14 protein-coding genes are annotated in these 12,443 nt (G+C 68.4%); 11 read left to right on the plus strand and 3 right to left on the minus strand.

Features of this window, described 5'->3' with window-relative positions:
• Positions 1-57 precede the first annotated feature (57 nt).
• The 3 genes from QKY98_RS05085 to QKY98_RS05095 form a co-directional block, all read right to left on the minus strand.
• A complete protein-coding gene (locus QKY98_RS05085; RefSeq protein ID WP_144954781.1) occupies positions 58-417 on the minus strand; it encodes a cupin domain-containing protein in 360 nt (119 codons plus the stop codon).
• 46 nt (positions 418-463) lie between these two features.
• On the minus strand, positions 464-1,465 hold the full coding sequence (locus QKY98_RS05090) for an AraC family transcriptional regulator (protein ID WP_284670436.1): 1,002 nt from the start codon (positions 1,463-1,465) through the stop codon (positions 464-466).
• A gap of 99 nt (positions 1,466-1,564) precedes the next feature.
• Positions 1,565-2,998, minus strand: a complete 1,434-nt coding sequence (locus tag QKY98_RS05095; RefSeq protein WP_027598670.1) for an aspartate ammonia-lyase — start codon at positions 2,996-2,998, stop codon at positions 1,565-1,567.
• A gap of 154 nt (positions 2,999-3,152) precedes the next feature.
• On the opposite strand from QKY98_RS05095, the gene QKY98_RS05100 reads away from it, so the two are divergent.
• The 11 genes from QKY98_RS05100 to QKY98_RS05150 all read left to right on the plus strand — a co-directional run bounded on the left by QKY98_RS05100 (position 3,153) and on the right by QKY98_RS05150 (position 12,421).
• Entirely contained in the window at positions 3,153-4,058 is a 906-nt protein-coding gene (locus QKY98_RS05100) for a LysR substrate-binding domain-containing protein (RefSeq protein WP_027600461.1), read from the plus strand.
• A 106-nt stretch (positions 4,059-4,164) separates the two neighbouring features.
• Positions 4,165-5,103 (plus strand): 4-hydroxyproline epimerase, encoded by a 939-nt coding sequence (locus QKY98_RS05105; RefSeq protein ID WP_284670437.1) that lies wholly within the window; start codon positions 4,165-4,167, stop codon positions 5,101-5,103.
• On the plus strand, positions 5,100-6,215 hold the full coding sequence (locus QKY98_RS05110) for an NAD(P)/FAD-dependent oxidoreductase (RefSeq protein ID WP_284670438.1): 1,116 nt from the start codon (positions 5,100-5,102) through the stop codon (positions 6,213-6,215). The genes QKY98_RS05105 and QKY98_RS05110 overlap by 4 nt, the downstream gene beginning before the upstream one ends.
• Positions 6,209-6,445: a (2Fe-2S)-binding protein gene (locus QKY98_RS05115; protein ID WP_027600458.1), complete on the plus strand. Its 237-nt coding sequence runs from the start codon at positions 6,209-6,211 to the stop codon at positions 6,443-6,445. The genes QKY98_RS05110 and QKY98_RS05115 overlap by 7 nt, the downstream gene beginning before the upstream one ends.
• The gene (locus QKY98_RS05120; RefSeq protein WP_181084760.1) at positions 6,442-7,677 is read left to right on the plus strand and encodes an NAD(P)/FAD-dependent oxidoreductase; all 1,236 of its coding nucleotides are present in this window, start codon (positions 6,442-6,444) and stop codon (positions 7,675-7,677) included. The genes QKY98_RS05115 and QKY98_RS05120 overlap by 4 nt, the downstream gene beginning before the upstream one ends.
• A complete protein-coding gene (locus QKY98_RS05125) occupies positions 7,674-8,465 on the plus strand; it encodes an AraC family transcriptional regulator (protein ID WP_284670439.1) in 792 nt (263 codons plus the stop codon). Before QKY98_RS05120 ends, QKY98_RS05125 begins: the two co-directional genes overlap by 4 nt.
• Positions 8,462-9,382 (plus strand): dihydrodipicolinate synthase family protein, encoded by a 921-nt coding sequence (locus QKY98_RS05130; protein WP_027598659.1) that lies wholly within the window; start codon positions 8,462-8,464, stop codon positions 9,380-9,382. Before QKY98_RS05125 ends, QKY98_RS05130 begins: the two co-directional genes overlap by 4 nt.
• Before the next feature lie 372 nt (positions 9,383-9,754).
• On the plus strand, positions 9,755-10,249 hold the full coding sequence (gene purE, locus QKY98_RS05135) for a 5-(carboxyamino)imidazole ribonucleotide mutase (RefSeq protein ID WP_027598658.1): 495 nt from the start codon (positions 9,755-9,757) through the stop codon (positions 10,247-10,249).
• Positions 10,246-11,328 (plus strand): 5-(carboxyamino)imidazole ribonucleotide synthase, encoded by a 1,083-nt coding sequence (locus QKY98_RS05140; RefSeq protein WP_284670440.1) that lies wholly within the window; start codon positions 10,246-10,248, stop codon positions 11,326-11,328. The genes purE and QKY98_RS05140 overlap by 4 nt, the downstream gene beginning before the upstream one ends.
• 128 nt (positions 11,329-11,456) lie before the next feature.
• The gene (locus QKY98_RS05145) at positions 11,457-11,705 is read left to right on the plus strand and encodes a GlsB/YeaQ/YmgE family stress response membrane protein (RefSeq protein ID WP_007160058.1); all 249 of its coding nucleotides are present in this window, start codon (positions 11,457-11,459) and stop codon (positions 11,703-11,705) included.
• Between the two features lie 167 nt (positions 11,706-11,872).
• Positions 11,873-12,421, plus strand: coding sequence for a DUF3299 domain-containing protein (locus QKY98_RS05150; protein WP_284670441.1), 549 nt, complete (start codon positions 11,873-11,875; stop codon positions 12,419-12,421).
• The last annotated feature ends 22 nt before the right edge of the window (positions 12,422-12,443 follow it).

Here is a 12,443-nt window from a genome sequence, read left to right on the forward strand (position 1 = left end):
AGAGGCGCTGCGGCCAAAAGGGGATAGATCCGGCCAGATTGCGCCCGGCGGCGGCCATCAGCTGCCCTTGGCTTCGTAGACCACGAAGCGCTTCAGGGTCGGCTCCAGCACCTCCCAGGTGCCCTGGAAGCCGCGCGGGACGACAAAGCTGCTGCCGGGCCCGAGACGAGTGGCATGGCCCTGGTCATCGGTGACCAGATTCACCCCTTCGAGGATCTGGCAGTACTCCTCTTCGGTGTAGTTCACCCGCCACTTGCCCACCTCGCTGTGCCAATGGCCGACGGCGAACACGCCGCTGCCATCCTCGTAGTCGAGCCAGAGGCTCTGCAGCGGATCGCCCTCCAGGCGTTTTTCCGCCGGCAGGCGGTATTGATCGGTGGGTTGGCCGCGGTCCGCGAGCAGGGTCAGCGAGGGCATGGGGAATCCTCCATGGGGACGGGAAGCGCTCAGCATACGCCGGCCGCTAGAGTCGATAACCCCGCGGCGACTGGCCGCTCCAGCGGCGGAAGGCATGGCGGAAGCTGGCTGTCTCGCTGAAACCCATCGCCTCGGCGATGCGATAGATGGGCAGCCGCTCCTGGGCCAGCAGGTCGCGCGCCCGCGCGAAGCGCAACTCATCCAGCAACCGTTGATAGCTGCTGCCGCCGGCCTGCAGGTGGCGACGCAGGCTGCGCGGTGCCATGCCGAGGTGGCCGGCCAGGGCCGCGAAGGAGGGTGGGGCCGCCAGATCGGCACCCAGCAGGGTGCGGATGCGGGCGAGCAGGGCGCGCTGGCGATCCTGTTCGGGGGCGAGGCGGCCGCACTGCTCCAGGGCGTCACGATGGGTCACTGGATCGGCCAGTGGCAGCCCGCGATCAAGCCAGGCAGCGGGAAAGGCCAGGCCGTTGAAGGCGGCGGCGAAGGCCAGGGGCGTGGCGCCGAAGCAGTCGCCATAGCGCGCGCGATAGACCGGCTCGGGGTGCCGGAAGGCCACCTGCACCAGCGGCAGGGACGTACCCAGGAGGTCGCAGCAGATCGCCAGGAGCGAGGCCAGGCAGCACTCGGCGTTGCAGCGCTCCAGCTCGGGCGCGAAGGGATGGTCATCAGCCCTGAGCCAGGCCAGTTCGCCGTGGCGCTCCAGGCGCAGGGTGAAATAGGCGCCCAGCAGCCTTTGGTGGGCCAGGGCCGCCTGCAGCGCGGCGCCCAGGGTCGGGGCGCTGAGCAGGGCATAGCCGAGCAGGCCATAGCCGGAGACGCGCAGCCGCCAGCCCAGCAGCAGCCCCAGTTCGGGCGGTGCGACGGGGAGGGCGTTGGCGATGACCCGTTGCTCCTGGGCCAGGGTGATGAGCCGATGGGGCTGTTCGAGATCGTCCAGCCGCAGGCCGCTGCCGGCCAGCAGGGGCGCCGCCCGGGCGGGCGTGTCAGCCGCCAGTTGCTGGAGGACCAGAGACACCAGGTTGAGATTGATCAGACCGGACTGACGCATGGGCAAACTCCCCGGGGCGGTGGCAGCCTTCCAAGCAAGAAGGATACCGCGCCCGGGGGGAGTTGCCGTCGGTTACCGCTCAGGTCTGGCGTGCGGGACTCAGACCTTGGCTTTGAGCGGTACCAGCCGCGGGGCGATCATGTTTTCCGGGCGCAGGATGTCGTCCAAGGTCGCCTCGTCCAGCAGATTTTCCTCGCGCACCAGCTCCAGCACGCCGCGACCGGTTTCCAGCGCCGTCTTGGCGATGCGGGTGGAGGTCTCGTAGCCCAGGTAGGGGTTGAGCGCGGTGACCAGGCCGATGGAGTGCTCCACCTGGCGGCGGCAGTGCTCGACGTTGGCGGTGATACCGGTGATGCAATGCTCGCGCAGCATGTCCATGGCGCGCTGCAGCAGACGGATGGAGTCGAAGATCTTGTAGGCGATCAGGGGCTCCATGACGTTGAGCTGCAGCTGGCCACCCTCGGCCGCCAGGGTCAGGGCCAGGTCGTTGCCGATGATCTCGAAGGCCACCTGGTTGACCGCCTCGGGGATCACCGGATTGACCTTGCCCGGCATGATGGAGCTGCCTGGCTGGCGCGGCGGCAGGTTGATCTCGTTGATGCCGGTGCGCGGGCCGCTGGAGAGCAGGCGCAGGTCGTTGCAGATCTTCGACAGCTTCACCGCGGTGCGCTTGAGCATGCCGGAGAACAGCACGAAGGCGCCCATGTCCGAGGTCGCCTCGATCAGGTCGGCGGCGGGCTTGAGCGGCTGGCCGCTGATTTCCGCCAGGCGCTGCACGGCCAGGAGCTGGTAGCCGGGATCGGCGTTGATGCCGGTGCCGATGGCGGTACCGCCCAGGTTGACCTCGGTGAGCAGTTCCGGCGCCAGGCTCTTCAGCCGCGCCAGGTCTTCGCCCAGGGTGGTGGCGAAGGCATGGAATTCCTGGCCGAGGGTCATGGGCACCGCGTCCTGCAGCTGGGTGCGACCCATCTTCAGCACCTCGGCGAACTCCACGCCCTTGGCGGCGAAGGCGGTGATCAGGCTGTCCAGGCTGGCGAGCAGGGCGTCATGGCCGAGCAGCAGGCCCAGGCGAATGGCGGTAGGGTAGGCGTCGTTGGTCGACTGCGCCATGTTGACGTCGTTGTTCGGGTGCAGGTGGCGATACTCGCCCTTGGCGTGGCCGAGCAGCTCCAGGGCCACGTTGGCGATCACCTCGTTGGCGTTCATGTTGGTCGAGGTGCCGGCCCCGCCCTGGATCATGTCCACCACGAACTGGTCGTGGAATTCGCCGCGAATGATGCGCGAGCAGGCGTCATTGATCGCCTGGTGCTTTTCCGCGGGCAGATGGCCCAGTCGGTGGTTGGCGTCGGCCGCCGCCTGCTTGACCATGGCCAGGGCCACCACCAGCTTGGGGTAGTGACCGAGGGGCACGCCGGAGAGGCGGAAGTTCTGCACGGCGCGCAGGGTCTGGATGCCGTAGTAGGCATCGGCAGGGACTTCGAGGGTACCGAGGAGATCTTTTTCGAGGCGGACGGATGATGCAGAGTCGGACATGATAGCGTTGGGCTTCGATCGAGCGGCAGGCGCCGCGATGCCCTAGAATCTAGGCTTGCCAGCCGATCTCGGCCAATGCCGATCCGCCAAGCCTCATGCCGGATCGGCATAACTTGGGTTGTGACCTCACGAGATCAGATGACGTATGGGTGCCATGAACATCGAATTCAAATGGCTGGAAGACTTCGTGGCCCTGGCGGCCACCTACAGTTTTTCCCAGGCCGCCGAAAAGCGTTTCGTCACCCAGCCCGCCTTCAGCCGGCGCATCCGCGCCCTGGAGGAAAGCGTCGGCCTGACCCTGGTGGACAGATCCCACACCCCGGTCAGCCTCACCGAGGCCGGGCAACTGTTCCTGGTCACGGCGCGCAGCGTGGTGGAGCAGCTGGGCGAGACGGTGCGCCACCTGCACCACCTGGAAGGCGGGCAGGGCGAGGTGCTGCAATTCGCCGCCGCGCACTCCCTGGCGCTGGGCTTCTTTCCGCAGTGGATCGCCGGCCTGCGCGGCCAGGGCCTGGCCCTGGCCAGCCGCCTGGTGGCCACCAACGTCGGTGATGCCATCCACGCCCTGCGCGACGGCGCCTGCGACCTGATGCTGGCCTTCCACGATCCCGATGCCGCCCTGCAGATGGACCCGGAGCTGTTTCCTTCGCTGCACCTGGCGCACACCGCCATGCTGCCGGTCTGCGCCACCGATAGCGAAGGACGACCCCTGTTCCAGCTCGACGGGCAAAGCAGTGTGCCGCTGCTGGCCTACAGCGCCGGCGCCTTCCTTGGTCGCTCGGTGAATCTCCTGCTGCGCCAGCGCAAGTTGCGCGCCGTGACCCTCTATGAAACCGCCATGGCCGACAGTCTCAAGACCATGGCGCTGCAGGGCCTGGGCGTGGCCTGGGTGCCGCAGCTGTCGGTGGCCGCGGAACTGGCCCGCGGCGAACTGGCCATCTGCGGCGATGCCGCCTGGCAGGTCGGCCTGGAGATCCGCCTCTACCGCTGTGCCCTGTTGCGCAAACGGCTGGTGCAGCAGGTCTGGCGACATCTCGAAAAGCAGGGGCCCTCGAGCTGAAAATCTAGCCCTGATTGTGCTGATATCGGCTTTTGGCTAGCCGACGTCCTGCAAGCCTTTTGTGCCGATCTGCGCGACACTGGCCTCTCTCTCACGGAGGTCAGCCATGCAGCGCATCCGCGTCATCGATTCCCACACCGGCGGTGAACCCACGCGCCTGGTGCTGGATGGTTTTCCCGATCTCGGCCACGGCAGCATGGCCGAACGCCGCAGCCGTCTGGCCGGCGAGCACGACGCCTTCCGCCAGGCCTGCATGCGCGAACCGCGCGGCAACGAGGTGCTGGTCGGGGCGCTGCTCTGCGAGCCGGTATCGCCTGCGGCCAGCGCTGGCGTAGTGTTCTTCAACGAGGTCGGCTATCTGGGCATGTGTGGTCACGGCACCATCGGCCTGGTGGTCTCCCTGGCCCATCTCGGCCGGATCGGCCCCGGCGATCACCTGATCGAGACCCCGGTCGGCGACGTCACCGCCACCCTGCATGACGACGGCAGCGTCAGCGTGCACAACGTTCCGGCCTATCGCTATCGCCACGCCGTCCGGGTGGAGATTCCCGGCCATGGCCCGGTCACCGGCGACATCGCCTGGGGTGGCAACTGGTTCTTTCTCTGTGCCGATCACGGCCAGCGCATCGCCGCCGACAATCTCGACGGCCTGCTCACCTTCAGCCTGGCCCTGCGTGGCGCCCTGGAGGCCGCCGGCATCACCGGCGAGCAGGACGGGCACATTGATCACATCGAACTCTTCGCTGAGGATCCGGACGGCGCCGACAGTCGCAGCTATGTGCTCTGCCCGGGCCGTGCCTACGACCGTTCGCCCTGCGGCACCGGCACCAGCGCCAAGCTGGCCTGTCTCGCGGCCGATGGCGACCTGGCCCCTGGCGCCGTCTGGCAGCAGGCGAGCGTCATCGGCAGCCGTTTCGAAGCCCATTATCAGCCCGGCGACGAAGGCCGCATCCTGCCGGTGATCCGCGGCCGCGCCCATGTCATGGCCGAAGCCACCCTGCTGCTGGCCGCGGACGATCCCTTCGCCTGGGGTATTCCGGGGTGAAGCAGGTGGCGGACGTCCTCGTCGTCGGCGCCGGCATCGTCGGGGCCAGTTGCGCCGCGGCCCTGGCCGCGCGCGGCTGTCGCGTGCGGGTGCTGGACGCCGGCCTGCCTGGCGCCTCCGCCGCCGGCATGGGCCACCTGGTGGTGATGGACGACGACCCCGCAGAATTGACCCTGAGCGCACGCTCCCTGGTGCTCTGGCGCGAGCTGGTGCCCCAGCTGCCAGCCGCCGCCGACTACCGCAACTGCGGCACCCTCTGGCTGGCCCGTGACGCCGCCGAACTCGATCTGATCGAGGCGAAGCGCCAGCGCCTGGACGCTCAGGGCGTCGCCAACCAGCCGCTGAACGCTGCGGCGACCGCCGCGGCGGAACCGGCCTTGACCGCCCTGGCTGGTAGCCTGGAGGTGCCCGGCGACGGCCTGCTCTATGCACCCGTGGTGGCCGCCTGGCTGCTACAACGCTCGCCGCTGATCGAATTCCAGCGTGCCCGGGTAAGCGCCGTCGAAGGCAGACGGGTGCGTCTGGATGACGGGCGGTGGCTGACCGCCGACGCCGTGGTGCTCGCCGCCGGCCTGCAGGCCGCCAGTCTCTGCCCGGACCTGCCGCTGGTGCCCAAGAAGGGCCATCTGCTGATCACCGACCGCTATCCCGAGCAGGTCCGCCACCAGCTGGTGGAGATCGGCTACGGCGCCAGCGCCCATGCCAGCAGCGGTGCCTCGGTGGCCTTCAATGTCCAGCCGCGCCCCACCGGCCAGTTGCTGATCGGCTCGTCGCGCCAGTTCGAGCGTCCGGACATGGCCGTGGAACCTGCGGTGGTCGGCCAGCTGCTGCGCCGCGCCCTGGATTTCCTGCCCGGTCTGACCCATACCTCGCTGATCCGCGGTTGGACCGGCCAGCGCGCCGCCAGCCCCGATGGCCTGCCGCTGATCGGCGCCCATCCCGATCAGCCCGGTCTGTGGCTGGCGGTCGGTCACGAGGGCCTGGGCGTCACCACCGCGCCGGCCACCGCCGAAGCCATCGTCAGCGGGCTGTTCGGCGAGGGTTCCACGTTCCACGTGGAACCCTTCGCACCGGCTCGCTTCGCGACTGCCCCGAGGAGCCTGGCATGCTGACCCTGTTCATCGATGGCGAGCGCCTGGAGATCCGTCCCGGCAGTCTGCTTACCGCGGCCCTGGCCAAGAGCGGCAACCCCGCCGCGCGCCGTTCGGTAGGCGGAGAAGCCCGGGCCCCTTTCTGCGGCATGGGCATCTGCCAGGAATGCCGGGTACAGGTCGACGGCGTGCGCCGCCTGGCCTGCCAGACGCCGTGCCAGGACGGCATGCAGGTGGAGCGCCTGTCATGAACGCCACGCGCTGCGATCTGCTCATCATCGGCGGCGGCCCGGCCGGTCTCGCCGCCGCCCGCGCCGCCAGTGGTCGGGGCCTGAACCTGGTGCTGCTGGACGACAATCCCTTGCCCGGTGGTCAGATCTGGCGCGCTCGTGCGGGCCAGGTCGCCGCCGAAGTCGGTCAATTGCCGGCAGACGTCACCCTGCTTACCCAGACCCGCGTCGCCGCGGTCCTGGGCTCACACCAGCTGCTGCTGGAAGACGCCCACGGCAGCCGTACCCTGGATTTCCACACCCTGATCCTCTGCACCGGTGCCCGCGAACTGCTGTTGCCGTTCCCTGGCTGGACCCTGCCCGGAGTGACCGGCGCGGGTGGTCTGCAGGCGCTGATCAAGGGTGGCGTGGAGGTGGCCGATGAGCGCCTGGTGGTCGCCGGTACCGGTCCGCTGCTGCTGGCCAGCGCCGCCACCGCGCGCCAGGCGGGTGCCCGGGTCGCCCTGGTCGCCGAACAGGCCGGGCGCCGCGCGGTACTCGAGTTCGGTCTGCAGCTATGGCGTTGGCCGAACAAGCTGCGCCAGGCGCTGACGCTGGCTACTCCTCGCTATAGCCCCGGCACCTGGGTCGAGGCGGCGCTCGGTACCGACCGTCTCGAAGCCGTACGCCTGCGCCAGGGCGAGCGTCGCTGGGAGATCGCCTGCGATCGCCTGGCCTGTGGCTATGGCCTGGTGCCCAATGTCGAACTGGCCCAGAGCCTTGGCTGTGCGACCCTGGATGGCGCGGTGGCGGTAGATGACCAGCAGCGCACCAGCCAGCCGCACATCCTGGCCGCCGGCGAATGCACCGGCATCGGCGGCAACGAACTGGCCCAGGCCACCGGCCGTATCGCTGGTCTGGTCGCCAGCAGCCAGCTTGACGCCGTGGCCCCCGTGCAGGCCGAAGCCCGGGCCTGGCGCCGCTTCGCCGCCCAACTGGCTCGCACCTTCGCCCTGAATCCGGCCATTGCCCGGCTGGCCCAGCCGGATACCCTGGTCTGCCGCTGCGAAGACGTCGCCCTCGGCGCCCTGGTCGGCCATGCCGACTGGACCCAGGCCAAGCTGCGCAGCCGCTGCGGCATGGGCGCCTGCCAGGGCCGCATCTGCGGCCAGGCCACCCGCGTCTTGCTGGGCTGGACGCCCCCGGCGCCGCGCTTTCCCCTGCAACCCACCCGTATCGACAGCCTGCTGGCCCTGACCGAGGACGAGAGATGAACGCCGCCGCCCACCTGGACGCCCTGAGCCGCGCCCGGCCCGCCGACCTGCCCGCGCTGCTTGCCAGCCTGAGCCTGGTGGCGCCGCTGCTCGACGCCATCCCCGGCGTGGTGTTCTTCGTCAAGGATCTGGAGGCGCGCTATGTGCTGGTCAACCTGACCCTGGCCCAGCGCTGCGGCTTCGAGGACGTCAGCGAGTTGCTCGGCCGGACCGCCGAGGAAGTCTTTCCCGCCCCCCTGGGCGGCGCCTACGCCGAACAGGATCGCCGCGTGCTGCGCGAAGGCCTGGCGCTGGACGATCAACTGGAATTGCACCTCTACGCCGGTCGTACCCCGGGCTGGTGCCTGACCCGCAAGCTGCCACTGCACGACGCCCAGGGCCGGCTGATGGGCATGGCGGGCATCTCCCACGATCTCCAGGCTCCGACCGCCGATCATCCGGCCCACGCCAAGGTGGCCGAGGTCGATCGCTATCTGCGCGAGCACTATGCCCAGCCGCTCTCGGTAGGCGAACTGAGTCAGAGGGTCGGCCTGTCGGTCTCCCAGCTCGAACGCCAGTGCAAGCGCATCCTGCGCCTCACGCCCCAGCAGTTGCTGCACAAGGCCCGGCTCGACGCCGCCTCGCGCCTGCTGGCCCGCGACCTGCCCGTCACCGAGGTGGCCCTGGCCTGTGGCTATACCGACCACAGCGCCTTCAGCCGTCAGTTCCGCCGTCTCACCGGCCTGTCGCCCCGGCAATACCGCGACTCTCTCAAGCCCCGTTCCCGTCTGGAGGAAACCCCCGCATGAGCACTCCCCGCGTTAACTGGAGCGGCGTCTTTCCCGCCGTCACCACCCAATTCAACGACGACTTCTCGGTCAACCTGGAAAAGACCCATGGCGTGATCAGCAACCTGGTGCGCGATGGCGTCTCCGGCCTGGTGATGTGCGGGACCGTGGGCGAGAACACCTCCCTGACCCTGGAAGAAAAGATCTCCCTGGTGGAGGTCGCCAAGGACGCCGCCGGTGGTCGCGTACCGGTGATCTGCGGCGTGGCCGAATTCACCAGCCTCAATGCCACCCGCACCGCCCAGGCGGTCGGTCGCGCCGGCGCCGACGGCATCATGCTCATGCCGGCCCTGGTCTACTCGGCCAAGCCCCACGAGACCGCCGCCCACTTCCGCAGCGTGGCCAGCGCCCTCGACCTGCCGCTGATGGTCTACAACAACCCGCCGATCTATAAGAACGATGTCACCCCGGACATCCTCATCTCCCTGGCCGACGTCGACAACATCGTCTGCTTCAAGGATTCCTCCGGCGACACCCGTCGCTTCATCGACGTGCGCAACGAGGTGGGTGACCGCTTCGTGCTCTTCGCCGGTCTCGACGACGTGGTGCTGGAAAGCATCGCCGTGGGCGCCGAAGGCTGGGTCTCGGGCATGTCCAACATCTTCCCCACCGAAGGCGAAACCATCTTCCGCCTGGCCAAGGCCGGTCGCTTCGCCGAGGCCATGCCGCTCTACGAATGGTTCATGCCGCTGCTGCACCTGGATGCCCGCCCGGACCTGGTGCAGTGCATCAAGCTCTGCGAAGAACTCGCCGGCCGCGGCAGCGCCCTGACCCGTCCGCCACGCCTGGCCCTGCCCGACGCGGACCGCGCCTTCGTCGAACGCCTGATGGCCAAGGCCCTGGAAACCCGCCCGCAGTTGCCTGACGTGGGGATCTGAGGCAAGGCCTTATCGCGGCCATGGCGGTCCGCCGACGTGGCCGCTCTTACAGGTTCAGATACGACTGTAGGAGCGGCCCATGGCCGCGATAAAAACCACCCCTCACGCCGCGCCAATCCACCCCTCTCCTGCCTGCGGGAAAGGGCCGGGGTGAGGGCGCTCTCTAGCGCGATCCCACCTCAAGCGTCCAGGCATCTAGCCCGCACCTCTCGCCCCACACCACCACCCGTCCCGTGAGCGCCACAGCCTGTCCTCCAACCGACAGGCGATACCCGGCGCAGGGGCACGCTCCGCCCCGCTTTCGTCTATACTAGGCCGCTCATTTCCCAAGCCACGTCCACCGCGTGGCTTCTTCATTTCAGAGGCACGACGATGAGCGCACTCGTAGGCGTGATCATGGGCTCCAAGTCCGACTGGTCCACCCTGAGCCACACCGCCGACATGCTGGACAAGCTGGGCATTCCCCACGAAGTGAAGGTGGTCTCCGCCCACCGCACCCCCGATCTGCTGTTCCAGTACGCCGAAGAGGCCGCCGGGCGCGGTATCGAGGTGATCATCGCCGGGGCCGGCGGCGCCGCCCACCTGCCGGGCATGTGCGCTGCCAAGACCCACCTGCCGGTGCTGGGCGTGCCGGTGCAGTCGTCCATGCTCTCGGGCGTCGACTCCCTGCTGTCCATCGTGCAGATGCCGGCCGGTGTACCGGTCGCCACCCTGGCCATCGGCAAGGCCGGCGCCATCAACGCCGCGCTGCTGTCCGCCAGCATTCTCGGCGGCAAGTACCCCGAATACCACGAGCGGCTCAACGCCTTTCGCGAAGAGCAGACCCGCACCGTGCTGGACAACCCCGATCCGAGGGAGCAGGCATGAAGATCGGCGTCATCGGTGGCGGCCAGCTGGGCCGCATGCTCGCCCTGGCCGGCACGCCGCTGGGCATGAACTTCGCCTTTCTCGATCCGGCGCCTGACGCCTGCGCCGCCGCCCTGGGCGAACACCTGCGCTCCGACTACGGCGACCAGGATCACCTGCGCCAGCTGGCCGACGAGGTCGATCTGGTGACCTTCGAATTCGAGAGCGTCCCGGCCGAGACCGTGGCCTTCCTCTCCCAGTTCGTGCCGGTCTATCCGTCCGCCGAAGCCCTGCGCATCGCCCGTGACCGCCTGTTCGAGAAGTCCATGTTCCGCGACCTGGGGATCCCCACGCCGGCCTTCGCCGACGTCCTCTCCCAGGCCGACCTGGACGCTGCCGTGACCCGTATCGGCCTGCCGGCGGTGCTCAAGACCCGCACCCTGGGCTACGACGGCAAGGGCCAGAAGGTCCTGCGCCAGCCGGAAGACGTCACCGACGCCTTCGCCGAACTAGGCAGCGTGCCCCTGCTGCTGGAAGGCTTCGTGCCCTTCACCGGCGAGGTCTCCCTGGTCACGGTGCGCGGTCGTGATGGCGAGGTCGCCTGCTACCCGCTGGTGCACAACACCCACGAGAGCGGCATCCTGCGCCTGTCGGTGGCCAGCTCCGACCACCCGCTGCAGGCGCTGGCCGAAGACTATGCCCGCCGCGTGCTGGAACAGCTCGACTACGTCGGCGTGCTGGCCTTCGAATTCTTCGAGGTCGAGGGTGGCCTGAAAGCCAACGAGATCGCCCCGCGCGTGCACAACTCCGGGCACTGGACCATCGAAGGCGCCGAGTGCAGCCAGTTCGAGAACCACCTGCGCGCCGTGGCCGGCCTGCCGCTCGGCTCCACCGCCAAGGTTGGCGAGAGCGCCATGGTCAACTTCATCGGCTCGGTACCGCCGGTGGCCGCCGTCACCGCTCTGGAAGACTGCCACCTGCACCACTACGGCAAGGCCTTCAAGGCCGGGCGCAAGGTCGGTCACGCCACCCTGCGCAGCGCCGATGCCGCGACCCTGCAGACCCGCATCGCCGCCCTGGAAGCCCTGATCCAGGATTGATGCCAGACGGCTTCCGCACACGGAAGCCGTTTTCCCCTGAACCTCGACGGATCACCGGTGGTCGGAGACTACAACGACGCCTGCTGACCGGCGTTGTCTTACCAGCACTCAAACAGGGGATTCTTCACATGGGCATCATCGCAACCATCATCATCGGTCTCATCGTCGGCCTGGTTGCCCGCTTCCTGAAGCCGGGCGACGACAGCATGGGCTGGATCATGACCATCATCCTGGGCATCGTCGGCTCCGTGGTCGCCACCTACCTGGGCCAGGCTCTGGGCATCTACCGTGCCGGTGAAGGCGCAGGTTTCATTGGTGCCGTGGTCGGCGCCATCATCGTGCTGTTCATCTACGGCATGGTGACCAAGCGTCGCTAAGACGCCGCTTCGCCTCGGCGAAGCCAAGTAGCACAGCGTTTTCGCCCCTGGTGTCGCCCGTCGACCCAGGGGCTTTTTCATGGGCGAGGCTTTGCTTTGCGGCCTGGAGACTGGACCCCTGACCCAGCGCGCCTCACACTCGGACTTTTGCGTCCGACCTGCCGACCATGCCCAGACTGCTCATCACCCTGCTGCTCGCCAGCCTGCCGCTGCTGACCCATGCCGCCAAGGGCGAACCCCCGGAAACCAACTGGCTCGACCTGCTCACCGCGGAGGATCGCCACGCCCTGGAAACCATGCCGGAGATCAGCCACGACAGCCCCGAGGCGCCTGGCGGTTTCGGCTCACCGGGCGGGCTCAAGCAGAAGGACAACGGCCTGCCCGAGGTGATGCACTCCACCCGCACCGTGGCCGCCCTGGATGGCCAGAACGTGCGGCTGGGGGGATTCCCGGTGCCGCTGGAAACCGACGCCAAGGGCAATTTCCGCGAATTCTTCCTGGTGCCCTATCCAGGCGCCTGCATCCACGTGCCGCCGCCGCCGCCCAACCAGATCGTGCTAGTGCGCTACCCCAAGGGCGTGCCGCTTCCCGACATCTACGAGCCCTACTGGATCATCGGCACCCTGCACACCGAGGCGGTCGACAATGCCTTGGCTGAGGCCTCCTACACCCTCGACGCCAGCAAGGTCCGCAAGGTCGAAGAAAGCGATCTCTGATGCCGTAGGTTGGTTGAGACGG

Source organism: Pseudomonas sp. HR1, from assembly GCF_030175875.1.
Classification (GTDB): Bacteria; Pseudomonadota; Gammaproteobacteria; order Pseudomonadales; family Pseudomonadaceae; genus Chryseomonas; species Chryseomonas oryzihabitans.